Origin of the sequence: Nocardioides sp. NPDC023903 (assembly GCF_040639295.1) — a bacterium.
Classification (GTDB): Bacteria; Actinomycetota; Actinomycetes; order Propionibacteriales; family Nocardioidaceae; genus Nocardioides.
In genome coordinates this window covers 1-25,693 of sequence record NZ_JBEZZS010000033.1, presented here as the reverse complement: position 1 = coordinate 25,693, position 25,693 = coordinate 1, and the positions used below count along the sequence as shown (strand labels likewise).

Below are 25,693 nucleotides of genomic sequence, written 5' to 3'. Positions count from 1 at the left end.
CGCAGGGATGACAGGTCCGATGGCTCAGCCGGTCTGGGTCTGCATGCTCACCTACCGGCGACCCGAGGGGTTGGCCGAGGCGATCGGCATGCTCCGAGCCCAGCTCGACCTGGTTCCTGGCTCGCGGCTGCTCGTCGTCGACAACGACGAGCAGCCCAGCGCCGCCTCCGCTGTGACTGAGGCGGCCGGGGGCGACGTACGTGTGCGGTACGTGCATGAGCCGACCCCCGGCATTGCCGCTGCCCGCAACCGATCGTTGGACGAGGCCGGGCCAGAAGCGATCGTCGTCTTCATCGACGACGACGAGCAGCCCTCGGAGAAGTGGCTGTCGACCCTGCTGGCCTGCTGGGAGGAGACCGGCGCCGCTGCCGTCGTCGGGCCGGTGGTCTCGCGCTTTCCCGATGAGTTGGACCCCTGGATCGTCGCCGGATCCTTTGTGCGCCCGCGGCATGCGACCGGAACTCTTGTCACCACCGCCGCGACCAACAACCTTCTCCTCGATATGGCCCAGGTCGGCATGCTGCGCTTCGATCTCGGCTTCGGCATTTCCGGTGGCTCCGACACCGTCTTCACCCGCGCCCTCTCGGGCGCCGGTGGCCGGATCGTGTGGTGCGACGAGGCAACGGTCTACGATTTGGTCCCGGCCAGCCGTGCGACGCGGGAATGGTTGTGCGCCCGCTTCTCTCGCGTCGGCAACTCCGACTCCCGAGTGCGGGTCTATCTCGCGCCGTCCGGCAGGCGGGGCATCGTGCGGGCCCAGGAGACGGCGCGCGGCGTTGCTCGTGTCGCCTTGGGAGGTCTGCGCCTGCTTGGCGGTCAGCTGACCGGTTCCGTTGCCCACCAGGCGCGGGGGACCCGGTTGGTGTATCGGGGTGTCGGGATGGTTCGCGGCGCCTGGGGCTCACACATCAACGAGTATCTCCGGACGGAGATCCAGGTCAGTGGTCCCGGGGCACGTCACTGACCACGTACTTCAGCTTCGCACCGGTATAAGGCAGCGAGTCGACGTACTCGATCGTGACAGGAACCTCGTTGTCGATCCGGTTCCGCAGGAGGTCGATCTTCCGTTTCACGTGAGCTCGGGCGTCCGGAGCACTGCCCTCGACCACACGGAAGGTGACCGAGTAGTCCGCGTGCTGGTGGACCTGCATCTGGCGCACGGCCTCCGGAACATCACTGAAGATTCCCGTGACCTGACCGAGTGTGCGGCCGGTGGGGGTGTACAGCAGGTCCGTGGCGCGTCCTTCGGGCGGGGCCATGAGCGGGAGGCCGATGCCGCAAGGGCACTGCCGATCGAGCAGCCTCCCCCGATCGCCGAGCCGATAACGGATGATCGGGAATACCCGGTTGGTGAGATCGGTGACGACGATGTCACCGGTTTCGCCTGGCGGAAGCACTTGCCCCTGCTCATCGACGACTTCGATGACGCGGGCATCGGCGAACACGTGCAGGCCGTTGCGCTCGTGACACTCGCCTGCCATCCAGCCGACTTCTGCGCTCCGATACTCGTCGTGGACCGGTATCCCGAAGACCGATTCGAGGCGACCTCGGGTGGCTGGATCGAGCGGTGCGGCGGTCGTCGCGACCGCGCGCAGCGATGGCAGCCGGAGACCCTCGGCCTCGAGGAAGTCGGCATAAGCGGCAGTCGACACGACGTACCCCTCGAGCAGCGCTGGCCGAGCCCTGGTGAGCTCGGCATGGAACTGTCGCATCGACTCGGGGCTCATGAGTCCCGCATCCGCATAGCGCTGTTTCGACGGCCACCAAGCGACATCGTTCTTGAGCGTGTCGAAACGCCCGAAACCCCAACGGGCCATTCTGGCCAGGTTGTCCCATGGCTGAATACCCCACCATGTGTACATGCGCCAAGCGAGCGCGAGTGTCGGCACGCGGGAGTCATGCATCGCTCTGAGCGGCTCGCCGGTGCTTCCTCCCGTGAGCGCCCTACGTGAGTTTCGAGGCGTGGCTTCCGACGAGCTGACGTCGTCGGAGTGCTCCTTGAGCATCCTCCTGTTCAGCAGCGGCAGCCGGGTCCAGTCGTCCGGCGTCAGCGGTCGGCCTGGGTCGATGCCGGCGTCGGCGAAGTGCTTGGCGTAGAAGACCGTCTGGGTCCGGGCGAACTCGGCGATCTCGATGGCCCTGGTGCGCTGCATTTCGACGAGCACTGCTGGTTCGAGCTCCTGGTTGCGCAGCAGTTCCCTGTAGAGGCGTCCCGAGTCGCGCCGGACGGTGTGCAGCTTCATGTTGAAGGAGGTCTCGGACAGAGTCATGACGGCGTCCTCGGGGCTAGGTTCTCTGGAGGGAGGAGAGTGGTCGGTCGCGGGTTGCGCTTCGCGGCCCAGTGCGCGATCGGGAAGTCGAAGATGCCGCGGATGCGGCCGGTGACCAGCCGGTCGAGAGCCAGCGCCAGCAAGATCGCGGCGAGCGTCAACAGGGGCACGGCCACCAGGCCGGCGCCTGGGGGCCAGTCGATGTTGCGGCCGGTGAGCAGGGCCGCGGCGGCGGTGATCGGGAAGGCGTGAACGACGTAGATGGGGAGCGTGCGGGTGCCTAGGTGGCGTACGAAGCCGAGAGCCGGGAGTCGGGCGATCATCACCCCGAGCCCGCAGCCGGCGGCTACCGCGAGCAGGCCCAGTATCGGCCGCACGAAGATGATCCGGTCGTCGGAGACGTAGAGGAAGAACCCCAGCACCACGACGTACGCCACTCCTGCCCCGGCCACGTGCGCCGGCCGCATCCGTGGCACGACCGAGCGCACCGCGGGTGCGGCGCGGGAGGCGAGGACGAAGAAGAACCAGTAGCGGAATGTCTTGTCCCAGGGGACGTCGCCGGTGGAGACGAGCCCGGCGGCGAAGACCGCGGAGACGATCAGCGCGGTGCCGACGACGAGCCACGCGGGGAGCCGACGGGTCAGCCATCCCACGAGCGTGAACAGGCACAGCGTGTAGAGGAACCAGAGGTAGACGTTGGGCTCGATCAGCACCCGGGCAACCGCGGCGACGCCACCTGGTGGGGAGTGTGGCAGGAGCGCGCGGAAGGCGCCGAGGAGCAGGCACCACAGGACGTACAGGTAGATCAGGTTCAGGCACCGGGTGCGCAACACCTCCCGCAGCGGGCGGGCGAGCAGCGAAGGCGCGAGGAGTCCGGAGAGGAAGAAGAACAGCGGCATCCGGAACGTATCGAGGGTGTAGGCCAGCCGCGACCAGGGGCCGGCGAGGCCGACCAGGTCGAGGTTGATCACGGCATGGAAGAGCACCACGAGGATGATCGCCAGGCCGCGCGCGGAGTCGATCCAGCCTTCACGCACGCTGCGGACCCCCGGCGAGGTAGCGGCGGCGAGCGCGCTGGCCTTGACTGCCCTGGCGGCGCCGCGGCGCCGCCGGCTTTCGTGCCGTTGGGGCCGGCGGGGACGGCTCGACAGCAGCCTCCTTGCGCTGGAGCAGGAACACCCCGAGCGCCAACGCGAGCGGGGGCAGCGAGCTGATGATCGGGCCGAAGAACAGGTTCCAGCCGAGCTGCAGGGCGAGGAAGATGCCGAGCGCGGTGCCGGTGCGGTTGGCCATGCTGCGGCCGAGATAGATGGTGGCGAGCCACAGCAGCCACCCCGACAGCACCAGCCCGGCGAGCCCGAACCAGATCCACAGGTCGCCGATCAGCGAGTGCACCTCGATCCGGGTGCCGAACATGTAGTGCTCGACGTAGCCGTTGTCCGGGTCGTACCCCAGACGCGACATGCCCTGCTTGGCTGCCTGCATGTCGGTCGGCGTGGCCATGACGCCGGCGCCGTAACCGAGCGGCTCGTGGAGCATCAGTGCGACCGTGGCCCCGATCTCGGGTCTGCCGCCGAGGATGAGCGACCCGGCGGCCTGGGTCTGCTCCGCGGTGCGCTCCTGGGCCGACTGGCCTAGGTAGCCGTCGAGTGCGGCGCCCTCCAGCGCTCGGTAGAGCCCGAACCCCAGCGCCCCCACCAGCACCAGCGAGAGCAGGGCCGAGGTGGTTCGCTTGGCCGTTCTCGGCCGGTGCTGCCACAGCAGCAGCACGGCGGTCATGATCAGGAACGCGCTCATCGACCTGGCTCCGGACAGCGCGGTGACCGCGGTGATGATCCCGAGGACGGTCATGTCCGCGAGGAGCCTCTTGCGAGGACGCCGCCGGATGAGCATGCAGGCACCGAGCAGCAGCATCGTCGACGGCGTCGCGAACCCGAACCGCCACGGTTCGTCGGCGAAGCGCGAGCCCATAGTCGAGGTCATGAACGAGCCGATCGCGTAGAGGCACACCACGACCCCCGGCGACAGCACCTGCTGCGCCCACAGCAGAGCTCCGACGCACATCGCGGCCGAGACGACCGGCACCAACTCGAACAGCACGCCCGCCTCGGTCGGCGGGTGGGTCGCCGAGCGCCAGGTGGCGAGCGCCAGCGCGGAGAAGAGGCAGGCGAGAAGGAGTACGCCGCCCAGGGCCGCACCGCGGTAGCGGCTCGCCTCCCGGATCCAGACCGGTGCCAGGGCCGCCCCGATCAGCCCGCCCACGGTCAGGCCGCGGACGAGATCGAAGTCGGTCCCGGCGAGGAACGCCGCGGCACCGGCCAGGAGAGCGGTCAGCACCTCCCAGCCGGTGCGCTCGACGCGCTGGGTACGCCCGGATCGACCGGTGCGGACCCGGACCGCCGTCGCGACGGCCATGCTCAGCTCCCGGCGGCCGGGTAGCCCTGCTGGCGCGGTTCCCGGGGACGTACGAGACCGGAGAGGAGGCGGGCGAACCAGCCCTGCTCCGGCTGGCCGTAGTAGGTGTGCGCGGCGGTGTCACGGACCTGGTTGGCGACGATGCCGAGGCAGCGGGCATCGACGGCCTCGAGGCTGTCGATAGCCTCGAGCACCTGCGGGCGGTGGATCGTACGGCAGTTGGCGACCACCAGGGCACCGTCAGTGAGCCGGGATAGGATCGCGCCGTCGGCCACCGGGAGCAGCGGCGGGGAGTCGAGGATGACCACGTCGTAGCCGGCGCGCGCCTCCTCCAGCAGGTCGGCCATCCGCGGTGAGCCGATCAGCTGCGCGGGGTTCGGCGGGATCTCACCCATGGTGAGCACGTGCAGGTTGGCGTCGCCCCAGACCTGGACGACGTCGTCGAGCTCGGCCTTCCCGATCAGCACCGTCGTCAGCCCGGCCGCTCCCTCCAAGCCGCAGTAGTCGGCGACCGCCGGGCGGCGCATGTCGGCGTCGACCAGCAGCACGCGCTGACCCTGCTCCGCGATCGCCAGGGCCAGGTTGATCGAGGTGGTCGACTTGCCCTCGCCGCCGATCGAGGAGGTCACCACCATCGAGCGGACCGGCGAGGAGGCGTCGAGGAACTGCAGGTTGGTCTGCAGCCTTCGATAGGCCTCGGCGGCGACGTTGTGCGGGTCGATCGCGGTCACCGCGCCCCGCGAGCGCCGCTGGCCACGGCGCCGGGGGATCGCCCCCAGGAGCCCGACGTCGGTGAGCTGCTCGATCTCGGCAGCGGTCCTGACCCGGGTGTCCAGAAGGGCACGGACCACGGCGATCGCGACGCCGAGGCCGAAGCCGCCGGCGAAACCGACCAGAGCGGCCAGTCGCGTACGTGGTGCGAACGCCTCCTGGGGCGGGTCGGCGCGGGCGACCACGGTCACCTCGACCGCAGACTTCTTGTTGGAGCTGGGGGAGAGGTTCGTGATCGTGGTGGTGAGCTCGTCGGCGACCGAGTTGGCAAGGTCGGAGGCGCCGGTGCTGGTGGTGGCCACGGCGTCGATCTCGATGATCACGGTGTCGAGTGGGTTCTCGGCGGTGATCTCCTCGGCCAGAGCCTTGGGGGTCGTGTCGAGGTCGAGGTCGTAGATGACCTGGTCGAGCACCACCGGCATCGTCGCCAGCTTGGCGTACGACTGGACGATGTCCTGGGTGAACGTCGAGCCCTGGACCAGCTCCTGGGTCGTCGCGCCGCGCGCGATCGAGACGAAGACGGTGCTCTGCGCGCGGTACTGCGGCGGGCTCGCGTGCGCCTGCGCGAAGGCCGCGCCGGCGCCGATGATCGCGAGCACCGCGACGATGTACCAGCGCTTTCGCAGGGCAGCGACATAGTCGCGCAGGTCCAACGGTCACTCCATCCGATGTCTTTGCCAGGCTGCTTGTCCGGGACTCACCCGCCGAAGCGGAGCCCGAGGCAATGGGTGGCGCCGTCAGGGCAGGGCCACCGGGCCATCGCACATCCTCACCCCGTTTTGGGGATGACAGGGCCGGGTGTCCGGCTCGTTCACCCAAATGGGGGATTGATCCGCCGTCAGTTTCTGGAGCCGTACGCCGACTGCGTAATGTCTGTCCGTCACGTTCGGGGGGTTGGCCGCGTGGATGTGACGTCCACGCTCGAGAACCGGCAGGCAACTGTTTCGAAGGTAGGCAGGGATGGACACCGCGACGATCCTGGTCGTCTGCAGCGGGAACGTACGACGATCGCCGGCGATCGAGGCGATGCTCCGTGAGGGCGTCGGCCAGGTCGGTGGGCTCGCCCGCCACGGCATCACGGTGATCTCGGCCGGCAGCGAGGCGCTCGAGGGCTACGACATGGACCCGATGATCGCTTCCGAGGTGGCTCTTGCCGGGGTCCGGCTGACCAGGCACCAGGCCTACCCGCTCGACGTCGACGACATCGAGAGCGCCGACCTGATCATCACCGCCGAACGCTCCCATCGCAGCGAGGTCGCCAAGCTCGTGCCCGCGGCGGTCAAGCGCACCTTCACCCTCGTCGAGATCGCCGCGCTCGGGGACCTCCTGGGACGTACGGCCCTGGGTGGCCCCGCGGGTTCGGAGGCGGACGCGGCCACCCGGGTGCGTACGCTCGTCCAGCTCGCGCCGCTGCAGAAGGCTCGGCGGCGGGTCCGGCGGCCGGTCGACGACGACCTGCTCGACCTGAAGAAGCGGACCCCGCGCGAGGCCCGGCGGCTGGTGACCGAGGCCCGCGGCCACGTCGAGTCGCTGCTGCGGGTGCTCGAGCCGAGCCTGTCGCTGGTGACCAAGCCCCAGCGCCCCGCTCCCGCCATCCCCGCGCCGGCACTCCCTGCCGACGCCACCCAGCCCCGGTCCTCGCACTCCACCCGGTCGGCGGGCTGACCGCGGTTGGTTGACTGCGGCCGGTTTGCTGTGCTCCATTTGAGGGCAAGTTAGGGTTGCCTACATGAGCCGTCCCGCAAAGCCTGAGACCATCCTCGTCGTCACCGCCACCCAGCGGCTGAGCCCGACGATGATCCGGGTGAGCTTCCGCTCCGAGGACCTGAGCGCCTTCTCGTCCAGCGTCTTCACCGACCGCTACGTGAAGCTGGTCTTCCCGCAGGCGGACGGCGAGGTGGTCCGCACCTACACCGCTCTCAACCCCTCGGTCGAGAACGGCACCCTCGACATCGACTTCGTCGTCCACGGCACCGAGGGGTACGCCGGTCCCTGGGCCGCCGCGGCCAAGCCCGGCGACACCCTCGCGGCTCGCGGCCCCGGTGGCGCCTACTCGCCCGACCCCGAGGCCGACTGGCACCTGATCGCCGGCGACGAGACCGCTCTGCCCGCGATCCGCGCCGCGCTGGCCGCACTGCCCACCGACGCCCGGGGTTACGCCGTCATCGACGTCCCGGACCTCGGCCACGAGCAGCCCCTCGACCACCCCGACGGCGTCGAGGTGACCTGGCTGGTCACCGGCGGTCACACCCACCACGCCGCCGAGGACGCCGAGGGCCACGAGCAGCCCCTCGTCACCGCCATCCGCGACCTGAAGTGGCTCGACGGCCGTGTCCACGCCTTCGTCCACGGCGAGGCCGCGGTGACCATGCACGGCATCCGCCCCTATCTCCTCAAGGAGCGCGGCGTACCGAAGGCCGAGCTCTCCATCTCCGGCTACTGGCGCCGCGGCCGCACCGAAGAGACCTTCCGCGACTGGAAGCGCGAGCTCGCCGAGGCCGAGTCCGCCTGAGTCAGGTGCCGTTCTCGCTGAAGTGCTGGTAGTCCTTCAGTGAGTTCCAGTCGCCGCCCCACTCCCAGCCGATGTCGGCGAAGGCCTGGACGACCACATCGTTCGGGTGGATCATCCCGGGCGCCTTCCTGGACCGGTTCAGGTACCAGCGGGCGAGCTCGGGGATGACGCGGTCGCCCTTGACGTACGGGTTCTGGAAGGTGTTCAGGTCGATCGCCAGGCCATAGGCGTGCTGGGAGAAGGAGGTCTGGCCGACCGAGGGACGGCAGACGAAGCCGCCGGTGCCGTTGCCGTCGCCGGTCGGCGGCGCGTCCAGGGCCGCCTTCGTGGTGATGTCCATCTGCTCGATCGGGAACCTCGCGTCATAGAGCTGCCGGAAGACCCCGACGACGTCCTCGGCGACCCGGGCGTTGATCAGCATCTCGCCGGTGTGGCGGGCACCGTCGAAGCCCCAGAACGTCATCCGTACCCAGGCCAGCTCCTGCCGCGAGACCGGGCAGCCCGGCACCCAGGTCGAGCGCGCGATCACGTCGTCCGGCGCGATGTCGACCTCGGCCGCGAAGCCGTCACCGGGCAGCATCGGCATCATGTCCGGCAGCGTCCACGCCCGGTTGCGCAGCTCCTTCGGCGTCGGCCCGGCGATCCCGTAGCCCTCGGCGTCCTCCTTCAGCACCCGGGTGCCGAGCCACGGCGGCGGGACCGTACCTGGCTTCGCGACAGCCGGAGACGAAGACGAAGGTACGTCGCTGGGTGACGGCTCCGCCGAGGTCGAGGGAGCCACGGCGCTGGTCGTCGGCGACGGCTCGGCCTCGGGCGCCCCGCCGCACGCACCGAGCGTGAGCAGGAGGACCGCCGACCCGGCGACGTACGTCCTGGCTCTCGCCGATCCGTCCCGCGTCATCGTGGCCAAGCATCCATCGCGACCGTGGCGAGGCCGCGCAGCTCCTGCCGGGTGGCGCCGTCGATCGCCTGCACCGACATCCCCTGGATCACCGCGCCGAAGAGCCGGGCCAGGGCGCCCGCATCGGTCCCGGCGGGCAGCTCGCCCTCGGTGATCGCGGTCCGCAGCCGCTGCTCGATTCCGGCGAGCGTCTCGGAGCGCATCTTCGCCGGGCGGGTGGCGACGCCACGCTGGGCGGTGCCCAGCGCCAGCGCAGCCGTCGACACCATGCAGCCCGGCGGCAGCCCGTTCTCGCTGAACCGGTCGGCCGCCTCGTACAGGAACTCAGAGATGGCCTCGCGTGCCGGTCCGTCGGGCCGGAGCACGTTGCCGTGCTCGCGGGCGTAGCGCTTGAGGGCGGTCCGGTAGAGCACCTCCTTGGAGCCGAACGCCCCGTAGAGGCTGGGTGCCTTCAACCCGGTCGCGGCCTCGAGTGTCGCGACGCTCGTGCCTTCGTACCCGTGTTCCCAGAACGCCCGCATCACGGCGTCGAGCACCGCGTCCTCGTCGAAGGAGCGCGGTCGTCCGCGGGAGGGCTTGCGCATTTCCATAGTGATCCCTACATTAACTCCCAGAGCGTTATTTAGCGACTACTACAGAAATGAGACCGAGATGACCCGCAACGCACTCGTCACCGGAGCCTCCCGGGGGATCGGCCGCGCCATCGCCGTACGTCTGGCCGCCGACGGTGTCGGCCTCATGGGCATCCACTACGGCTCGAACCGCGCGGCCGCCGAGGAGACTGCGCGGCTCGTCGAGGCAGCCGGGGCCCGAGCAGTCCTGATCGAGGCGGACCTCGGCGAGGACGGCGCGAAGGCCGCCGCGGAGATCGCGGAGGCGTGGACCGCGGCCGCGGTCGAGGAGACGGTGCTCGATGAGGTTGCCGGGCTCGACATCCTTGTCAACAACGCCGGCATCAACGGCAACCAGGAGCTCCACGAGCTCGACCCGGTCACCGCGCGGCGCGTCCTCGAGGTGAACCTGATCGCGCCGATGTTCCTGACCCAGGCGATCACTCCGCACCTGCGCGAGGGCGGCCGGGTGATCAACGTGTCGACCGGCTACACCCGGGTGGCGGCGCCGACTCACCTGACGTACGCCGCGGCCAAGGCCGGCATCAACAACCTCACCCGCTCGCTGGCCGCGCCGCTCGCTGCACGTGGAGCGACGGTCAACGCGGTCCTCCCCGGCGTGATCGAGACCGACATCAACGCCGACTGGATCAACCTGCCCGGGCCGCGGGCGCAGGCCGACGCGCTGTCGGTCTTCGGCCGGATCGGCACGCCGGAGGACGTCGCCGACGCGGTCGGCTTCCTCGCCTCGCCCCAGGCGCGCTGGGTCACCGGCGAGACGCTCGATGTGACCGGCGGATCGGCCCTCTGAGTGGCTTGACTTCGAGTGCACTCGAACCAGGACACTGGGTCCATGACGACGCAGGCGCACAGCAACGGGCTCAGCATCGCCGAGGTGGCCGCGCGGACCGGCCTGACCGCGCACACGCTGCGTTACTACGAGCGTGACGGGCTGATGCTCGGGGTCGGCCGTAACGGTTCGGGCCACCGCGCCTACTCGGAGGGCGACCTCGGCTGGATCACGCTGATCACCAGGCTGCGGTCGACCGGGATGCCGATCCGCGAGATCCGGCGCTACGCCGAGATGGTCCGCGACGGCTCCGGCAACGAGGAAGCCCGCCTCGCCCTGCTGCGCGCACACCGCGACCGGGTGCGCGCGCAACTGGAGGAGACGGCCGCCCATCTCGACGCGATCGAGTTCAAGGTCTCCTACTACGCCGCGGCCGTGGGGGAGACCGATCCCGACGCCGAGCTCATCGCCCAGCAGCGTCGAGCCGAGCCCTCTGCTCCTCGCTGAGCTCCAGGTCGACCGCCGCCAGGCTCTCGTCGAGCTGGGCCACGGATGAGGCCCCGACCAGCGGGATCACCGGGAGCGCGTCGCCGAGCATCCAGGCCAGCACGACCTGGTTGCGGGTCGCGCCGGTCTCGGCCGCGACGTCGTCGAGCACCGCGAGGCGTTTGGGCGTCCCCGGGTGGTCATAGGCGGGATCGAGCGGCTTCGAAGGATTCGTGTAGGCCCCGGTGAGCAGCGGCGTGTAGGCCACCAGGGTCAGCCCCGGCGTCGCCCGCAGGTAGGCGAGCAGCGACGCGTCGGCGACGCCGATCTCGCCGTCGACCGAGAGCCGCGGGTTGGGGATGTCGGTGCGCATCCGCAGATAGGTGTGGTGATACTGCAGCACGCTCGGCCGCGCCTCCTCTGGGTTGACCGCCCGCGCCCGCTCGACCTGCCAGGACCAGTGGTTGCTCAGCCCGAACTGGCCGATGACACCGTCCTTCACGAGGGCGGCGAAGCCCGCGGCGTACTCCTCCAGCGGCACGCCGTTCGTGTCCGGCACGTGTGCGTAGTAGAGGTCGAGCCGCTCGACGCCGAGGCGTTCGCGGGAGCGGTCGGCCTGCTCGCGTACGTTCTCCGGTGCCAGCCCCTCCCAGGTGCGGTTGCGCTGGTTCATCCATCCGTTCTCGACGCGCTCGACGACGTCGGTCGGGCGCGCGCCGACCTTGGTGGAGATGACGAGCTCGTCGCCGATCCCGCGGTCGCGGCGCCACTGCCCGAGCACGGTCTCGCTCTCGCCGCCCTGGGTGCCGTTGGCCCAGTAGGCGTAGTTGTTGGAGGTGTCGACGAAGGTGCCGCCGGCCTCGACGAAGCGGTCGAGGATCGCGTACGACGTCTCGACGTCCGTGTCCGTCCCGAACCGCATCACGCCGAGCGCGAGCTTGCTGACGCGCCGCGATCCGGCGCCTGATCCGATGGTCGTGTATCTCATGCGATCCACGCTCAGGCCTCGCGTGCGCTCGAAGTCAAACGTCTTTACACACGTCTTCTAGACTGGTGCCAGCACCCCCTGTCTTTCCGGCCGGGGGCTCTCGTGCTTGCCTGTCTTTTTGGAGTCACCCGTGATCCTCGCCCCGCTCGCCGATCTCGTCCTGCGCGATGCTGCCCTGAGCGAGGTGATGGCGGAGGCCAAGGGCGGCCGGATGCTGGCGCTCGACGTCACCGGGCCGGAGGCGCTGCGCCCGTTCGTGGTCACCGGTCTCGTACGCCAGGAGCGCACCGTCCTCGCGGTCACCGCGACCTCCCGCGAGGCCGAGGACCTGGTCAACGACCTGACCGACCTGCTCCCGCCAGACTCGGTCGCTTACTACCCGAGCTGGGAGACGCTGCCGCACGAGCGGCTCTCCCCGCGGTCGGACACCGTGGGCCGTCGGCTCGCGGTGCTCCGCCGCCTCCGGCACCCGGACGCGGACGGTGCCCACGGACCGCTGAAGGTGGTCGTCGCCCCGGTGCGCAGCGTGCTGCAGCCGCAGGTCAAGGGCCTCGGCGACCTGGAGCCGGTCGAGCTGATCACCGGTCAGGAGGCGACCCTGGACGTCGTCGTGCAGAAGCTCGCCGACGCGGCCTACTCCCGCGTCGACCTGGTCGAGAAGCGCGGCGAGTTCGCCGTCCGAGGCGGCATCGTGGACGTGTTCCCGCCGACCGAGGAGCACCCCGTACGCGTGGAGTTCTGGGGCGACGAGGTCGACTCGATCCGCCACTTCGCGGTCGCCGACCAGCGCGCCATCCCTGCCGAGCACGGCGGCGAGACCGAGCGGCTGTGGGCACCGCCGTGCCGCGAGCTCCTGCTCACCCCGGAGGTCAGGGCGCGCGCCAAGGCGCTCGGCGAGGCCCACCCCACCCTGATCGAGCTCACCGACAAGATCGCCGCCGGGATCGCGGTCGACGGCATGGAGTCGCTCGCGCCCGCGCTCATCGACGACATGGAGCTGCTGCTCGACCTGATCCCCGAGGACAGCCACGTCCTGCTGCTCGACCCCGAGCGGATCCGCAGCCGCGCCCACGACCTGGTCGCCACCGCCGACGAGTTCCTCGGCGCCTCCTGGGCCGCCGCGGCCAGCGGGGGAGTCGCCCCGATCGACCTCTCCGCGGCCTCCTACCGCGACCTCGCCGACGTACGCGCCCACGCCATCTCCCTGGGCAAGCCGTGGTGGTCGGTCAGCCCGTTCGGCCTCGACGACGCCAACGCCGATCTTGCAGATCCGGACGTCGTCGGCGTTCCCGCCCGCAAGATCGACTGGCAGCCCGCGAATGCCTACCGCGGCGACACCGCTGCGGCCCTGACCGACATCGAGCGCTGGCGCGACGACTCCTACCGCGTGGTCGTGGTCCAGCCCGCGCACGGCACGGCGCAGCGTACGGTCGAAGCCTTGGGGGAGCGCGACGTCCCGGCCCGCCTGGCAGAGGGTGACGAAGAGACCGCCAAGCCCGTCCACAAGACGGTCACCGTCGTCCACGCCCGGCTCAACCACGGCTTCATCGACGAGGGCAACCAGCTCGTGGTGCTCACCGGTGAGGACATCTCCGGGCAGAAGTCGTCCACGCGCGACATGGTGAAGATGCCCGCGCGGCGCAAGAAGCAGATCGACCCGCTCGAGCTCAAGCCCGGCGACTACGTCGTCCACGAGCAGCACGGCGTCGGGCAGTTCATCGAGATGAAGCAGCGCGAGGTGCAGGGCGCGACCCGCGAATACCTCGTCCTGGAGTACGGCGCCTCCAAGCGCGGCGGACCGGCCGACCGGCTCTACGTCCCGGCCGATGCCCTCGACCAGGTCACCAGGTACGTCGGCGGCGAGCAGCCCAGCCTCGACCGGCTCGGCGGCGCCGACTGGCAGAAGCGCAAGGCCCGGGCGCGCAAGGCGGTCCGCGAGATCGCCGCCGAGCTGATCAAGCTCTACGCCGCGAGGCAGGCGACCAAGGGCTTCCAGTTCGGCCCCGACAACCCCTGGCAGCGCGAGCTCGAGGACGCCTTCCCGTTCCAGGAGACCGCCGACCAGCTCGCCGTCATCGACGAGGTCAAGCAGGACATGATGCGGCCGGTGCCGATGGACCGGCTGGTCTGCGGTGACGTCGGCTACGGCAAGACCGAGATCGCGGTGCGGGCGGCGTTCAAGGCGGTCCAGGACGGCAAGCAGGTCGCGGTGCTGGTGCCGACGACGCTGCTGGTCTCCCAGCACCTGTCGACGTTCATGGAGCGGATGTCGGGCTTCCCGGTCAACGTACGCGGGCTCTCCCGGTTCCAGACCGACAAGGAGGCGGCCGAGGTCATGGCCGGCCTCGCCGACGGCACGATCGACATCGTGGTCGGCACCCACCGCCTGTTCAACAAGGACATCCGGTTCAAGGACCTCGGCATGATCGTCGTCGACGAGGAGCAGCGCTTCGGCGTCGAGCACAAGGAGGCGATGAAGCGCCTGCGCACCTCCGTCGACTTCCTGTCCATGTCCGCGACCCCGATCCCGCGCACCCTGGAGATGTCGATCACCGGCATCCGGGAGATGTCCACGATCACCACACCGCCAGAGGAGCGACACCCGGTCCTGACGTACGTCGGGGCCTACGAGGATCGCCAGATCGTCGCCTCGGTACGGCGTGAGCTGCTCCGCGAGGGACAGGTCTTCTACATCCACAACCGGGTCAACTCGATCGAGAAGGCGGCCGCGCGGATCCGCGAGCTGGTGCCCGAGGCGCGGGTCGCGGTCGCCCACGGCCAGATGAACGAGAAACAGCTCGAGCAGGTGATGGTCGACTTCTGGGAGAAGGAGTTCGACGTGCTGGTGTGCACCACGCTGGTCGAGTCGGGCCTGGACGTCTCCAACGCCAACACGATGATCATCGAGCGCGCCGACACCTTGGGGTTGTCGCAGCTCCACCAGCTGCGCGGCCGTGTCGGCCGTTCGCGCGAGCGCGCCTACGCCTACTTCCTCTACCCCGGCGAGAAGCCGCTGACCGAGACCGCCCACGAGCGTCTGGCGACGCTGGCGCAGCACTCCGACCTCGGTGGCGGCATGGCGATCGCGATGAAGGACCTCGAGATCCGAGGCGCCGGCAACCTGCTCGGTGGCGAGCAGTCCGGCCACATCGCCGACGTCGGCTTCGACCTCTACGTGCGGTTGGTCGGTGAGGCCGTGGCCGAGTTCAAGGCCGGTCCGGACGGTGCCGCCGAGGAGTTCAACGAGGTACGCATCGAGCTCCCCGTCGACGCCCACCTGCCCCACGACTACATCCCCTCGGAGCGGTTGCGGCTCGAGATCTACAAGCGCTTGGCCGAGGTCCGCTCCGACGAGGACGTCGAGTCGGTCGCCGCCGAGCTCCTCGACCGCTACGGCAAGCCGCCGGCAGCGGTCTCCTCGCTGCTCCAGGTCGCCCGCTTCCGCGCCCGCGCCCGCCAGGCCGGCGTCTCCGAGGTCACCCTGGCCGGCAAGAACGTACGCTTCCACCCGGTCTCGCTGCCCGACTCCCGCGTCGTCCGACTGAACCGGATGTACCCGAAGTCCCTGGTCAAGCCGCAGTTGGACACCATCATGGTCCCGCGCCCGGTCTCCTCCGGCTTCCCCGCCAAGCCCCTAGACGGCCCCGACCTCCTCGACTGGGCCAGGGTCGTCATCGACGCGATCATCGACCCGCTGAAGTGATGCGGCGCCGGGACCGAGCAACACCCCACTCACCCGGATCTTTCCCACCTCGTCGGTAGGTTCCCCACGCCCCGGTGCGTGGGGAACCTACCTTTGGATGGGGAGATATCCCGGCCCGGCCTCGATGTCGGTGCTCAGATCTACGGTGGGCACATGACGGAGAAGCAGGAGCTTTCGAGGGAGCCGTCGTGGCAGGTCCTGGCGGTCTTTCACAACGAGGACGACAGTCGAGACTTCGCCTACACGGTCGGATTGGCCGAACGCGGGCTGCCTGAGGTGCACATGTGGGCGCGGCCGAATGCGGGCGAAGACCCCGGCCATGACTGGCGGTTCAGCGCCCACGATGCGGCTGTCATCCTCAATGAGCTCGCCTGGCGGCTGATCGATGGTCGTATCGCCCCGGGCGATACGTACAGCCAGCGGTTCGACGCCGGGATGGTGCAGGTCACGTTCGAGCTCGGCGCCCCCGTCGAGGCAGCCAGCCTCGACGCCTACCAGGCGGAGCCATCGAGCGTCATCCCCCTGCGTTGGTCGCTCCATCGTGTGCCCGAGGGGGCGCTCGTAGCGATGAACGATGATGCGATCGATGTTGCTGAGGCTGAGTATGTCGGGCACGGCGCGGGCTTGCGGCGCTCGGATGGCGCACCCGGTGGGATATGGGCACTGCCTTCCGTTCCATCCTGGGATCCGCACCAGCGGTGGGGACCGCGTACGCCGCTGGTGGCCGCCCATGCCGCCATGATCCGTGGGTTCTCGATAGAGGACATGATCGGGTTGGTGAACATCGCGTTTCCTTTGGAGGCGGCGAGAGCGTCCGGCCATCCGCAACTGGTGGCACGCGCAGCGGCGCGAAGCGTCGGGAGAAGTGCCGCGCTCGACCGCCTTGCCCAGGACACGTCGACGCTGGTCGACGGAATCGGTCTTACCTGGAGCCGCACCGCTTGGCCGGCTGCGCGCGACTGGTTGGACAGCGATAACAGCGACGACCCCTTCCCGGAGGAGAACCTTCGGCGGATGGTCAAGACGATCGTGACCAGTCATCTGTTGACGGTTGCGGTCGCGGACCAGCTCACCACGGACCAAGAGCTGACCGGGACAGGTCCGGTCGCGTTCGCTGCGACGATCGACGGCCTGCCGCCCGATGGACGATGGCATGCTGCCCCGCACATCGTCGACGTCGTGGTCGGGTTGTTGGCCGACGTCGACGAGGCTGTTGCGGCAGCCCGTGCTTGGCGCCTGGTGGACAACGAGCTGGTGATGGGAGCCCGTGGGGATCTCCAGGTCGCCGCCATCCATGGTCCATCGATGTTTCCCGACCTGTCGGTCGCGCTTCCTGCGCCATTGCTGGATGACGTACGTCAGGCGACACTCGCTCACCGTGTGACAGGGGCGGTCGTGCAGTCCTGGCTCAGTGTCCTTGCGACGGTGCTGACCCACCGTGCGCACCTTCGGGACGAGACTGTTGACGCGGTCATCCAGGTGGGGTCGGTGATGCCGGGCCTCGCGGCCACCCTGAACGCGCCTGTCGCCGCGTGAGTTCCGGGCCGAGGGTTTCGTATCCACAAAATGGAGGTTATTATCCATTTTGTGAGAAGTCAGGCTCCGGTGCTCGCGCCTCTGTTCCGGTCGGAGGCGCAGGCGCTGCTGCTCTCGGAGCTGTTGCTCCCGGCCGAGGAGATGAGCATGACCGACCTCGCCGAGCGCGCCGGGCTGCCCTATCCGACCGTTCATCGCGAGGTCGCGCGGCTGCTCGAGGCGGGTCTGCTCGTCGACCGTCGTGTCGGAAGGACCCGGCTGATCAGGGGAAACGAGCAGAGTCCGCTGCTGGCGCCGACGCGGGAGATCCTGCTGACGGTCACCGGCCCGGTCGTACTGCTCCGGGAGGCCCTCGAGGACCTCGACGGGATCGAGCGGGCGTTCCTCTTCGGGTCGTTCGCGGCCAGGGCGAAGGGCGAGCCGGGGCCGCCGCCGAACGACATCGATCTGATGGTGATCGGCAGCCCCGACGCGCGGGCCGTCTACCGCGTCTGCCGGGAGGTCTCTGACAGCGTCGGGCGCATCGTCAACCCGACGATCATGAGCCCGGAGGAGGCCGAGGAGCAGACCGGGTTCCTCGAGGAGGTCCGGGCCAGCCCGGTGATCGAGATCTATGGAGGAGGACCGGATGCCCGTGCCGCTGACCCCGGCGCAGCAGAAGGCGGTTGACGCGCTCGTACGCTCCGGCGCCCTGCGCGCCGTGAGACCGGATGAGAAGAAGGCCCGCGCCTTCCTCGCCGGCGCGGAGTCGGCCCTCGCCGACGTACCCAACGTCACCCGCACCGAGAACCGCTACAACCTCGCCTACAAGGCCGCGCACGACGTCGGCGAGGCCGTCCTTGCGGGCTATGGCTACAAGACGACGTACGGCGCAGGTGGCCATGTCAAGGTCGGCAGCTTCCTCGCCGCCATCTTCGACACTCCGCCACCGCGCGATGCGGCCGCCCATTACGACGTGATGCGCCTGGACCGCAACGCCAACAACTACCTCGGTAAGCCGGTGACGCACGCCGCCGCCGACGCGGCCGCGGAGGCAGCGCAGACGCTCTACGACGCCGCCGTGGCGCGGCTGGCCTGACCCGGCCCGTCAGCCCCGGTCGCCGGCCGCGCGGCGCAGCGCCGCCAGGGTCGTGTCCGGGCCGGCGTTGAAGGCGAAGCGGGCCTCGGGCGCGAGCTCGTGGACCAGGTTGACGATCGCCTCGAAGAGCTCGGTGTGGGCCGGGACGGCCCGGACACCCCCGCCGATCATGACGATGTCCCAGGGCTGCTTCTGGAGTGCCTCGCGCACCTGCGCGACGGCGTCGTCGACGCCGGTGCCGATCTCGCAGGAGAGCGCGTCGTAGCCGGCATCGGCGACTTCGGCGTTGCCGACGGCGATCCGCTCCTTCAATGTAGCCAGGTCGATCGGTGCGTCGGAGAGGTCGACTGCCTCGGGCGCCAGCCCGATGAGGAGGACTCGGTTCATGACAAGGACGCTACTCACCCCTCCCAGGCGCAAGAATGGCCGCGTGACCGGCGAGCCAGAGGTGCGCTACGCGCAGACCAGCGACGACATCGCGATCGCCTATCAGGCGGTCGGGAGCGGGCCGGTGACGATCTGGATGCCCTCGCTCAGCAACATCCGGGCGCAGTGGCGGGTGCCTGCGCTGCGGATGGCCTACGAACGACTGAGCCAGGACCTGACGCTCGTGCTCTACGACGGCCGCGGCACCGGCTCCTCGGACCGCCGGGCCGGCGACCTCGGCCTCGACGCGCACCTGCGCGACCTGGAAGCGGTGATCGAGGCGGTCGGTGCCGACCGGGTCAACCTGCTCGGTTACTACCACGCGGTCGCGGCGGCAGTGGCGTACGCAGCCGCCAACCCGCAACGCGTCGACCGGATGCTCCTGTTCGGCGGAGCGGCGCGGATGCGCGAGGCGATGAGCCCGGCGCAGACGCAGGCGCTGCTGTCGCTGGTCGAGCAGGACTGGGACCTCTTCGCCGATGCCGCCGCGACCGCCTGGCTGGGGTGGGGATCGGGTGAGAACGCCGGCCGCGTCGCCGAGGCGTTCCGCACCGCCGCGACGCCCGCGGTCGCCCGCGACTGGTTCGCGGAGGCCGCCCGGCTGGACGTCAGCGACCTCCTCGACCAGGTGGTGGCACCGACGCTCGTGCTGCACCGACAGGCGGCGAGCCAGATCCCGGTCGAGGTGTCCCGGCGCCTCGCCGACGGCGTACGCAACGGGACGCTGGTCGAGCTCGAGGGCAGCACGCCGACGCTGTTCGTCGAGGGCGGAGCCCGCGACCTCGCCATGGTGAGCCGCTGGTTCCTGACCGGCGAGGTGCACCGCGGGTCGGCGCTCGCCTCGGGGCAGGCCGCAACGGCACTGACCACCCGCGAGCACGAGGTGCTTAGGCTGATCGCCACCGGACGTACGAACGCTTCGATCGCCCGGGACCTCGGCATCGCCGAGCACACCGTCGAGCGCCACGCCGCCAATCTCTACCGCAAGCTCGGCGTACGCAGCCGCGCCGAGGCTACCGCCTGGGCGATCCGCAACGGCGCTGCCTGAGGATGGACTGACGGAAACCCGTCAGTGCGACTGCCCACTGTCCGGGAAGCGGCGACCCCGCGCTCCTGGGCACAGTGGGGAGCATGACGACGACGATCAGTCCCAGCAACGACTCCTGGCGGATGGCGAAAGCGACCGCCCCGATGATGCGGACCCTGGCCGGGCGCCGTCTGTTCCCGCTCTGGGCCGTGGTGCACCACCGGGGCCGCAAGACCGGGCGCGACCTGAGCCTCCCGGTCGCTCTGTTGCACACCGAGGACGTGTTCGTGATCACGCTCCCGTGGGGTGCCGGCACCAACTGGGTCCGCAACGTGCTGGCTGCCGGCGAGTGCACGATCACCTGGAAGGGCCGCGACCACGCCGCCACCCAGCCGCGGATCCTCGACCGCGACGAGGCGCGCCCCTACTACGACGGCTTCTCCTGGTGGATGGTCGAGAAGGCGTTCAAGGCCGACAGCTTCCTGCTGCTGCGTCGCTGAGAGTCCACTCTGCGGCGCCGTTGCTCCGTGACGTACGCCTGTGTCTGGCAGGATCGACGCATGACGATGGAGGCTTTCGGCGAGCAGTCCTTCCCTGAGGAGCCCTTCGGCAACGAGTGGGACACCGAGCCCGGGTGGCTCTCCGAGGAGGAGCTGGGCGAGACCCGCGGGCGCGTGCCCATCCTCTATGTGGAGGCGGTCCCGGTACGTGTCGACCCCGACGGCCGGGTCACCGAGGTCGGGCTGCTGCTGCGCGGCTCACCCACGACCGGGACGATCACCCGGTCGCTGGTCTCCGGCCGGGTGCTGCACGGTGAGCGGATCCGCGACGCGCTGATGCGCAACCTGGAGAAGGACCTCGGTCCGGTCGCCTTCCCGACCCTGCCCCTGACCACGGTGCCGGTGACCGTCGCCGAATACTTCCCGTGGCCCGGCGAGCGCTACCAGGACCCGCGCCAGCACGCGGTCTCCCTGGTCTACGTCATCCCTGTGACCGGCGAGTGCGAGCCGCGCCAGGACGCCCTGGAGCTGTCCTGGATGACCCCGACCGAGGCCGCCTCCGACGAGGTCGTCGGGGACATGGAGGGTGGTCGCGGCGCGCTGCTGCGGCAGTGCCTGAGCGCGTTCGGGGCGCTGGATTGAGCCCAGCCGACGACGAGGGCAGGACGTACGCATCGGGGGAGGGGCTCGTCGAGTTCCTCGAACTGATGCGGCTGATGCGTGAGCGGTGCGTGTGGAAGTCGTCGCAGACCCACGCGTCGCTGGCGCAGTATCTGCGCGAGGAGTCCGACGAGGTCCTCGAGGCCATCGACGAGGCCGACCCCGAGCATCTCAAGGAGGAGCTCGGCGACCTCCTGCTCCAGGTCTATTTCCACGCCGCTATCGCGGAGGAGGCCGGCGAGTTCACCATGGACGACGTCATCGCCGGCCTCACCGCCAAGATGAAGCGCCGCAACCCGCACGTCTTCGGCCCCGAGGCCGCCTCCGGCCGCCGCTACACCCTCGAAGAGGTCGAGCAGCTCTGGTCGGCGGCCAAGGCCGCCGAACGCGCCCACCCCGCCGAATAGGCACGTACGTCGGCCGAGACGTCAGTTACGTCGGCCGACATGGCATCTCGGTGCCATCTCGGCCGACGGGAGCGACGCCTCGGTTCGCGTACGTGACCTCTCGGCCGGCGGGGGCGACCTTTCGCGGAGCCAGGGGGATGAGCATGGCGGCGAGGGCCGCGCCGAGGGCGACGATGGTGAGGAAGCCGAAGCCGTTGATGTACCCCTGCTCGGTCGGGTAGCCCGACGGCAGGGTGTGGGCGGTGACCAGAGAGGTCATGACCGCGGTTCCGATGGTGCCGCCGACGGTGCGGATGTTGGCGTTCATCCCGGTGGCGACGCCGGTGTGCTCCGGTGGCACCGCGGCCACGACCGCGTTGGCGAGGTTGGCGAAGACCAGGCCGGTGCCGAAGCCGGAGAGCCCGGCGGCGACGCACATCTGCCACGGCTCGTCGTGGACGAAGGCGACCATGGCCAGGGAGACCGCGGTGAGCAGGCCGCCGATGACCAGGATGCGGCGCATCCCGATGAGGTCGGCGAGCCGGGCGCTGACGAGGCCGCACAGGAACGAGGTGATGGCCGTCGGGAGCATCAGGTAGCCGGCGACGGTGACCGACGCGCCGAAGCCGTAGCCGGCCGACGGCGGGGTCTGGGTCAGCTGCGGGATGAAGCCGAAGGAGGCATACATCGCGATGCCGATCAGCAGGGCGACCAGGTTGGCCGTCCAGACGCCGCGGCGGCCCATCAGGCGCAGGTCGACCAGCGGCTGTCGTACGGTCCACTCGACCCGGATCCAGGTGGCCAGGAGCACGACGGCAGCAACGAGCAGGCCGATGGTGGCGGGCGAGGTCCAGCCCCACGACGGTGCCCGGCTGACACCGAGGAGGAGCGCGACCAGCCAGCCGGCGAGGAGTACGGCGGGGAGCAGCGGGATCGGCTCACGGGTGAGCACCGGGGACTCGGGTACCAGCCACAGCGCGGCGATCGCGGCGCCGGCCGCGACCAGCGCGGGCAGCAGAAACAGCGCCCGGAAGCCGAGGGTCGCGGCAACCGGACCTGCCAGCACGATCCCGGCCGCGAAGCCCATCGAGAGCAGGGACGAGGTCACCGCGATCGCACCGGCGACGCGCTCCTTGGGCAGCTCATCACGCAGGATCGCGAAGGCCAGCGGCAGGGTGCCGCCACCCAGCCCCTGCAGGACTCGCGCGCCGATCATGACCTCGATGCTGGGGGCCGCGGCGGCGAGGAGGGCGCCCGACATGAGGGCGGCCAGGCTCCAGACGTACATCCGGCGCTTGCCGAACGAGTCGCCCATCCTGCCGATGATCGGGGTCGCGACCGAGGCCGAGAGCAGGAACGCGGTCAGGATCCAGGACCCTGTCGCCTGGTCGGTCTCCAGCTCGGTCTGGATCAGCGGCATCGTCGGGACGGAGACCGACTGCAGCAACGAGTAGGAGCAGACGCCGATGGCGACGATGGCGAAGGTGAGGCGGGGGCTGGTGTGAGTCACGGGCATCGAAGCAAAGTTTAGCTTGGCTAACTGTATTCCGTCGAAAACAAAAGGCGCTCGCCTGCCGTGGCGGCAGGCGAGCGCCTCAGACGCGCAGGTCAGCGGGTCAGGCCCACTTCACCGCGGCCTCGGTCTCCACGCGGGGGAGGCGGTCGAACCACGGGTTCTCGCCCGGGTGGCCGATGTTGACGATCATCTTGGTGGTCCAGTCACCCTCGGGGAAGAACTCCTTGTCGACGCCCGCGGTGTCGTAGCCAGCGATCGGGCCGGCGGCGAGACCGGCGGCGCGGACGGCGAGGATGAAGGCACCGGCCTGCAGGCCTGCGGACCAGCCGCCGGCACCGTGGCGGGCGTTCTCGTCAGACTCGAAGTAGTCCTTCATCTCCGGGCGGATCGGGAAGACGTTCGGGATCTCCTCGTGCCAGTTGTTGTCGTAGGCGACGATCGCGGTCGCCGGGGCGGCCTTGGTCTTCTCGAGGTTGCCCTCGGCGATGTGCGGGAGGAGGCGCTCCTTGCCCTCTCCCGTGCGCACGAACACGACCCGCAGCGGCTGGGTGTTGGCCATCGTCGGAGTCCAGCGGGTGAGCTCCCAGACGTCGGCGAGCTCATCGTCGGTGACGGGGGTGTCGGCGAAGGTGTTGGACGTGCGCGCACCGGTGAAGACGATCTGGCGGCCGCGGTCGTCCAGCTTCTCGAGGGCAGTGGTCTCGAGGGCAGTGGTCTCGGTCATGTTGCTCTGAACTCCGTGGTTACTAGGGATATTCCGGTTACTCCGAAAATAGTAGTACCTCGGGTTTCAGGCAACTCCTGTACGCTGGGATGCATGCCCGCGACGAAGCCCGCCCACGATCCGCAGGTGTGCAATGCCGCGCTCGTGCGGGCCTTCGACTTCCTCGGCAAGCGCTGGAACGGCGTGATCCTCGGCAGCCTGACCCAGGGCCCGCTCGGCTTCGCGGAGCTCAAGCGAGCGGTGGCCGGCATCAGCGACTCGATGCTCTCCGAGCGGCTCAGCGAGCTGGCCGGCCTGGGCCTGCTCGCCCGCGAGGTCGACCCAGGCCCGCCGGTGGCGGTCCGCTACGCGCTGACCGGGTCCGGTGCCGCGCTCGCGCCGACCCTCGGCGCGCTCACCGAGTGGGCCGGCACGCATCTTCCGGCCGACCGCTGCTCCGGGGACTGACCGGTCAGTGAAGTCAGACCGGCCCGCCACAGGCCGGGACGCCGACCTCGGCATGAACACCAGGTGGGCGTGGGTCGTAGAGGTCCTACCGACCGGTTAACGTTCCAATCGCCAGGCCCATCCGGCCGGGTAATAGGCTGACGGACGACACCCCGTCCCTGACCCAGGAGTAGTTCAGTGGCATCGATCGACGCCGTAGGCGCCCGCGAGATCCTCGATTCACGAGGCAACCCGACTGTGGAAGTTGAGGTCGTCCTCGACGACGGCACCTTCGCCCGCGCCCAGGTCCCGAGTGGCGCCTCGACCGGAGCCTTCGAGGCCGTCGAGCTGCGCGACGGTGGCGAGCGCTACGGCGGCAAGGGCGTGCAGAACGCCGTGACCGCCGTCGTGGAGACCCTCGCCCCCGCGATCGAGGGCTTCGACGCCGACGACCAGCGCGCCATCGACCAGGCGATGATCGAGGCCGACGCGACCCCCAACAAGGCCAAGGCCGGCGCCAACGCGATCCTCGGCGTCTCGCTCGCGGTCGCGAAGGCTGCCGCCGACTCGGCGGGCCTCTCCCTGTTCCGCTACGTCGGCGGCCCCAACGCCCACGTGCTCCCGGTGCCGATGCTCAACATCCTCAACGGTGGCTCCCACGCGGACTCCAACGTGGACATCCAGGAGTTCATGATCGCGCCGATCGGCGCGCCGACCTTCGCCGAGGCGCTGCGCGTCGGCGCCGAGGTCTACCACGCGCTCAAGTCCGTGCTGAAGGAGAAGGGCCTGGCCACCGGTCTCGGTGACGAGGGCGGCTTCGCGCCCAACCTCGAGTCCAACCGCGCCGCCCTCGACCTCATCGCCGAGGCGATCGGCAAGGCCGGCTACGAGCTCGGCAAGGACGTCGTCCTCGCGCTCGACGTGGCCGCCTCGGAGTTCTACGAGGACGGGGCGTACCTCTTCGAGGGCGCGAAGAAGACCGCCGAGGAGATGACCGCCTACTACGCGGAGCTCGTCTCGGCCTACCCGATCGTCTCCATCGAGGACCCCCTCGACGAGGAGGACTGGGACGGCTGGAAGGCGATCACCGACGCCATCGGCTCCAAGACCCAGCTCGTCGGCGACGACCTGTTCGTCACCAACGTCGAGCGCCTCGCCCGCGGCATCGAGGGCGGTCAGGGCAACGCGCTGCTGGTCAAGGTCAACCAGATCGGCACGCTCACCGAGACCCTCGACGCCGTCGACATGGCTCACCGCGCCGGCTTCAAGACGATGATGTCCCACCGCTCCGGCGAGACTGAGGACACCACCATCGCCGACCTCGCCGTCGCCGTCGGCTCCGGCCAGATCAAGACCGGCGCCCCGGCCCGCTCCGAGCGCGTCGCGAAGTACAACCAGCTCCTCCGCATCGAGGACGAGCTCGGCGAGGCCGCCCGCTACGCCGGCGCCTCCGCCTTCCCGCGCTACCAGGCCTGAGACAGACGCGAACTGCGGCCCGGTCCTCGGACCGGGCCGCAGTTCGTTAGGGTAGATCTACTTCATGGCATCGGAGGCGCACTTCTGGATGTCCTCGGAGAGGTCGTTGATGACGTCCTCGTCCTTCTCCTCGCGGGTGTTGTCCTTGCCCTCCATGAGGTTCGCCAGGGCCTCGTCGGAGATGTCGGAGTCGACGAGCTCCTCGGCGATGCAGTCCACGGCAGAGTCCGGCAAGGCGCTCGGAAGCTTGAGCACGTCGGCGGCCTTGCCGTTCTTGAGCGACTCTGACAGCTCGTCCGCGGACGGGCGCTCGGCGCCGCCACATGCGCTCAGCGCCAGCGCGCAGACGGCAGGAACGGCGATGACACGTGCCAGTCGTCGGGCGTTGATGTTCATGTCAAGTGCGCGACATACGCCGGACGACGGCGAGGAGCCCGTACTTCGATGAGCTGGAGGTCGGCCAGGAGTTCGTGACGGCACCGCCGGTGACG

Annotated in this window: 26 protein-coding genes; 15 read left to right on the top strand and 11 right to left on the bottom strand. The window is 69.7% G+C overall.

Annotated features, from left to right (window positions below; all coding sequences use genetic code 11):
- Positions 1-19 precede the first annotated feature (19 nt).
- Positions 20-964, top strand: coding sequence for a glycosyltransferase family 2 protein (locus AB0F44_RS24705; RefSeq protein ID WP_357359311.1), 945 nt, complete (start codon positions 20-22; stop codon positions 962-964).
- Here AB0F44_RS24705 and AB0F44_RS24700 read toward each other — a convergent pair.
- The 4 genes from AB0F44_RS24700 to AB0F44_RS24685 are packed head-to-tail and all read right to left on the bottom strand — an operon-like array spanning position 939 to position 6,109.
- Positions 939-2,243 carry a hypothetical protein gene (locus tag AB0F44_RS24700; RefSeq protein WP_357359310.1) on the bottom strand — a complete coding sequence of 435 codons (1,305 nt, stop codon included), beginning with the start codon at positions 2,241-2,243 and terminating at the stop codon, positions 939-941. The two genes, AB0F44_RS24705 and AB0F44_RS24700, sit on opposite strands and share 26 nt — an antisense overlap.
- Positions 2,244-2,266: 23 nt before the next feature.
- Complete coding sequence (locus AB0F44_RS24695) at positions 2,267-3,307, bottom strand: acyltransferase family protein (RefSeq protein WP_357359309.1); 1,041 nt, start codon at positions 3,305-3,307, stop codon at positions 2,267-2,269.
- Positions 3,300-4,685: a hypothetical protein gene (locus AB0F44_RS24690; RefSeq protein ID WP_357359308.1), complete on the bottom strand. Its 1,386-nt coding sequence runs from the start codon at positions 4,683-4,685 to the stop codon at positions 3,300-3,302. The genes AB0F44_RS24695 and AB0F44_RS24690 overlap by 8 nt, the downstream gene beginning before the upstream one ends.
- Positions 4,686-4,687: 2 nt before the next feature.
- Positions 4,688-6,109, bottom strand: coding sequence for a polysaccharide biosynthesis tyrosine autokinase (locus AB0F44_RS24685; protein ID WP_357359307.1), 1,422 nt, complete (start codon positions 6,107-6,109; stop codon positions 4,688-4,690).
- 307 nt (positions 6,110-6,416) lie between these two features.
- On the opposite strand from AB0F44_RS24685, the gene AB0F44_RS24680 reads away from it, so the two are divergent.
- Together AB0F44_RS24680 and AB0F44_RS24675 are read left to right on the top strand one after the other, a co-directional pair.
- Entirely contained in the window at positions 6,417-7,121 is a 705-nt protein-coding gene (locus tag AB0F44_RS24680) for a hypothetical protein (protein ID WP_357359306.1), read from the top strand.
- 64 nt (positions 7,122-7,185) lie between these two features.
- Entirely contained in the window at positions 7,186-7,968 is a 783-nt protein-coding gene (locus AB0F44_RS24675) for a siderophore-interacting protein (protein ID WP_357359305.1), read from the top strand.
- A 1-nt stretch (position 7,969) separates the two neighbouring features.
- Here the strand turns inward: AB0F44_RS24675 and AB0F44_RS24670 are convergent, their stop codons facing one another.
- Positions 7,970-8,869, bottom strand: a complete 900-nt coding sequence (locus AB0F44_RS24670) for a M15 family metallopeptidase (protein WP_357359304.1) — start codon at positions 8,867-8,869, stop codon at positions 7,970-7,972.
- On the bottom strand, positions 8,866-9,453 hold the full coding sequence (locus tag AB0F44_RS24665; RefSeq protein WP_357359303.1) for a TetR/AcrR family transcriptional regulator: 588 nt from the start codon (positions 9,451-9,453) through the stop codon (positions 8,866-8,868). The genes AB0F44_RS24670 and AB0F44_RS24665 overlap by 4 nt, the downstream gene beginning before the upstream one ends.
- Positions 9,454-9,520: 67 nt before the next feature.
- On the opposite strand from AB0F44_RS24665, the gene AB0F44_RS24660 reads away from it, so the two are divergent.
- Positions 9,521-10,291 (top strand): SDR family oxidoreductase, encoded by a 771-nt coding sequence (locus tag AB0F44_RS24660; protein ID WP_357359302.1) that lies wholly within the window; start codon positions 9,521-9,523, stop codon positions 10,289-10,291.
- 42 nt (positions 10,292-10,333) lie between these two features.
- Complete coding sequence (locus AB0F44_RS24655) at positions 10,334-10,777, top strand: MerR family transcriptional regulator (RefSeq protein ID WP_357359301.1); 444 nt, start codon at positions 10,334-10,336, stop codon at positions 10,775-10,777.
- Here AB0F44_RS24655 and AB0F44_RS24650 read toward each other — a convergent pair.
- Complete coding sequence (locus AB0F44_RS24650; protein WP_357359300.1) at positions 10,734-11,744, bottom strand: aldo/keto reductase; 1,011 nt, start codon at positions 11,742-11,744, stop codon at positions 10,734-10,736. The two genes, AB0F44_RS24655 and AB0F44_RS24650, sit on opposite strands and share 44 nt — an antisense overlap.
- Positions 11,745-11,931: 187 nt before the next feature.
- On the opposite strand from AB0F44_RS24650, the gene mfd reads away from it, so the two are divergent.
- The 4 genes from mfd to AB0F44_RS24630 all read left to right on the top strand — a co-directional run bounded on the left by mfd (position 11,932) and on the right by AB0F44_RS24630 (position 18,061).
- A complete protein-coding gene (gene mfd, locus AB0F44_RS24645; protein ID WP_357359327.1) occupies positions 11,932-15,447 on the top strand; it encodes a transcription-repair coupling factor in 3,516 nt (1,171 codons plus the stop codon).
- Positions 15,448-15,600: 153 nt separating this feature from the next.
- Complete coding sequence (locus AB0F44_RS24640; RefSeq protein WP_357359299.1) at positions 15,601-16,983, top strand: hypothetical protein; 1,383 nt, start codon at positions 15,601-15,603, stop codon at positions 16,981-16,983.
- Between the two features lie 51 nt (positions 16,984-17,034).
- On the top strand, positions 17,035-17,652 hold the full coding sequence (locus AB0F44_RS24635; RefSeq protein WP_357359298.1) for a MarR family transcriptional regulator: 618 nt from the start codon (positions 17,035-17,037) through the stop codon (positions 17,650-17,652).
- Complete coding sequence (locus AB0F44_RS24630; protein WP_357359297.1) at positions 17,612-18,061, top strand: hypothetical protein; 450 nt, start codon at positions 17,612-17,614, stop codon at positions 18,059-18,061. The genes AB0F44_RS24635 and AB0F44_RS24630 overlap by 41 nt, the downstream gene beginning before the upstream one ends.
- 9 nt (positions 18,062-18,070) lie before the next feature.
- On the opposite strand, the gene AB0F44_RS24625 is transcribed toward AB0F44_RS24630, so the two are convergent.
- On the bottom strand, positions 18,071-18,448 hold the full coding sequence (locus tag AB0F44_RS24625; protein ID WP_357359296.1) for a hypothetical protein: 378 nt from the start codon (positions 18,446-18,448) through the stop codon (positions 18,071-18,073).
- Between the two features lie 43 nt (positions 18,449-18,491).
- Here AB0F44_RS24625 and AB0F44_RS24620 point away from each other — a divergent pair, with 43 nt between their 5' ends.
- The 4 genes from AB0F44_RS24620 (at position 18,492) to AB0F44_RS24605 (ending at position 21,081) form a co-directional block, all read left to right on the top strand.
- Positions 18,492-19,535, top strand: coding sequence for an alpha/beta fold hydrolase (locus tag AB0F44_RS24620; RefSeq protein ID WP_357359295.1), 1,044 nt, complete (start codon positions 18,492-18,494; stop codon positions 19,533-19,535).
- Between the two features lie 83 nt (positions 19,536-19,618).
- Positions 19,619-20,014 carry a hypothetical protein gene (locus tag AB0F44_RS24615; protein ID WP_357359294.1) on the top strand — a complete coding sequence of 132 codons (396 nt, stop codon included), beginning with the start codon at positions 19,619-19,621 and terminating at the stop codon, positions 20,012-20,014.
- 60 nt (positions 20,015-20,074) lie between these two features.
- Positions 20,075-20,656 (top strand): NUDIX hydrolase family protein, encoded by a 582-nt coding sequence (locus tag AB0F44_RS24610; RefSeq protein ID WP_357359293.1) that lies wholly within the window; start codon positions 20,075-20,077, stop codon positions 20,654-20,656.
- The gene (locus tag AB0F44_RS24605) at positions 20,653-21,081 is read left to right on the top strand and encodes a MazG nucleotide pyrophosphohydrolase domain-containing protein (protein WP_357359292.1); all 429 of its coding nucleotides are present in this window, start codon (positions 20,653-20,655) and stop codon (positions 21,079-21,081) included. Before AB0F44_RS24610 ends, AB0F44_RS24605 begins: the two co-directional genes overlap by 4 nt.
- Before the next feature lie 25 nt (positions 21,082-21,106).
- Here the strand turns inward: AB0F44_RS24605 and AB0F44_RS24600 are convergent, their stop codons facing one another.
- Entirely contained in the window at positions 21,107-22,576 is a 1,470-nt protein-coding gene (locus tag AB0F44_RS24600; protein WP_357359291.1) for an MFS transporter, read from the bottom strand.
- Between the two features lie 100 nt (positions 22,577-22,676).
- A complete protein-coding gene (locus AB0F44_RS24595; protein WP_357359290.1) occupies positions 22,677-23,300 on the bottom strand; it encodes a malonic semialdehyde reductase in 624 nt (207 codons plus the stop codon).
- 93 nt (positions 23,301-23,393) lie between these two features.
- Between AB0F44_RS24595 and AB0F44_RS24590 the strand changes: the two genes are divergently transcribed.
- Together AB0F44_RS24590 and eno are read left to right on the top strand one after the other, a co-directional pair.
- Positions 23,394-23,747, top strand: coding sequence for a helix-turn-helix domain-containing protein (locus AB0F44_RS24590; protein WP_357359289.1), 354 nt, complete (start codon positions 23,394-23,396; stop codon positions 23,745-23,747).
- 177 nt (positions 23,748-23,924) lie between these two features.
- The gene (gene eno / locus AB0F44_RS24585; RefSeq protein ID WP_357359288.1) at positions 23,925-25,202 is read left to right on the top strand and encodes a phosphopyruvate hydratase; all 1,278 of its coding nucleotides are present in this window, start codon (positions 23,925-23,927) and stop codon (positions 25,200-25,202) included.
- A 57-nt stretch (positions 25,203-25,259) separates the two neighbouring features.
- On the opposite strand, the gene AB0F44_RS24580 is transcribed toward eno, so the two are convergent.
- On the bottom strand, positions 25,260-25,598 hold the full coding sequence (locus tag AB0F44_RS24580) for a hypothetical protein (RefSeq protein ID WP_350662081.1): 339 nt from the start codon (positions 25,596-25,598) through the stop codon (positions 25,260-25,262).
- Between the last annotated feature and the right edge of the window lie 95 nt (positions 25,599-25,693).

Excerpts from the sequence above, each read along its gene's own strand:
- AB0F44_RS24660 (WP_357359302.1), top strand. The coding sequence starts at position 9,521 with ATGACCCGCAACGCACTCGTCACCGGAGCCTCCCGGGGGATCGGCCGC.
- AB0F44_RS24615 (WP_357359294.1), top strand. The coding sequence starts at position 19,619 with ATGACGACGACGATCAGTCCCAGCAACGACTCCTGGCGGATGGCGAAA.
- AB0F44_RS24675 (WP_357359305.1), top strand. The coding sequence starts at position 7,186 with ATGAGCCGTCCCGCAAAGCCTGAGACCATCCTCGTCGTCACCGCCACC.
- AB0F44_RS24670 (WP_357359304.1), bottom strand. The coding sequence starts at position 8,869 with ATGACGCGGGACGGATCGGCGAGAGCCAGGACGTACGTCGCCGGGTCG.
- AB0F44_RS24640 (WP_357359299.1), top strand. The coding sequence starts at position 15,601 with ATGACGGAGAAGCAGGAGCTTTCGAGGGAGCCGTCGTGGCAGGTCCTG.
- AB0F44_RS24610 (WP_357359293.1), top strand. The coding sequence starts at position 20,075 with ATGACGATGGAGGCTTTCGGCGAGCAGTCCTTCCCTGAGGAGCCCTTC.
- AB0F44_RS24690 (WP_357359308.1), bottom strand. The coding sequence starts at position 4,685 with ATGGCCGTCGCGACGGCGGTCCGGGTCCGCACCGGTCGATCCGGGCGT.
- AB0F44_RS24630 (WP_357359297.1), top strand. The coding sequence starts at position 17,612 with ATGCCCGTGCCGCTGACCCCGGCGCAGCAGAAGGCGGTTGACGCGCTC.
- mfd (WP_357359327.1), top strand. The coding sequence starts at position 11,932 with ATGGCGGAGGCCAAGGGCGGCCGGATGCTGGCGCTCGACGTCACCGGG.
- AB0F44_RS24590 (WP_357359289.1), top strand. The coding sequence starts at position 23,394 with ATGCCCGCGACGAAGCCCGCCCACGATCCGCAGGTGTGCAATGCCGCG.
- AB0F44_RS24625 (WP_357359296.1), bottom strand. The coding sequence starts at position 18,448 with ATGAACCGAGTCCTCCTCATCGGGCTGGCGCCCGAGGCAGTCGACCTC.
- AB0F44_RS24680 (WP_357359306.1), top strand. The coding sequence starts at position 6,417 with ATGGACACCGCGACGATCCTGGTCGTCTGCAGCGGGAACGTACGACGA.
- AB0F44_RS24580 (WP_350662081.1), bottom strand. The coding sequence starts at position 25,598 with ATGAACATCAACGCCCGACGACTGGCACGTGTCATCGCCGTTCCTGCC.
- AB0F44_RS24595 (WP_357359290.1), bottom strand. The coding sequence starts at position 23,300 with ATGACCGAGACCACTGCCCTCGAGACCACTGCCCTCGAGAAGCTGGAC.
- AB0F44_RS24650 (WP_357359300.1), bottom strand. The coding sequence starts at position 11,744 with ATGAGATACACGACCATCGGATCAGGCGCCGGATCGCGGCGCGTCAGC.
- AB0F44_RS24665 (WP_357359303.1), bottom strand. The coding sequence starts at position 9,453 with ATGCGCAAGCCCTCCCGCGGACGACCGCGCTCCTTCGACGAGGACGCG.
- AB0F44_RS24700 (WP_357359310.1), bottom strand. The coding sequence starts at position 2,243 with ATGAAGCTGCACACCGTCCGGCGCGACTCGGGACGCCTCTACAGGGAA.
- AB0F44_RS24705 (WP_357359311.1), top strand. The coding sequence starts at position 20 with ATGGCTCAGCCGGTCTGGGTCTGCATGCTCACCTACCGGCGACCCGAG.
- AB0F44_RS24655 (WP_357359301.1), top strand. The coding sequence starts at position 10,334 with ATGACGACGCAGGCGCACAGCAACGGGCTCAGCATCGCCGAGGTGGCC.
- AB0F44_RS24600 (WP_357359291.1), bottom strand. The coding sequence starts at position 22,576 with ATGCCCGTGACTCACACCAGCCCCCGCCTCACCTTCGCCATCGTCGCC.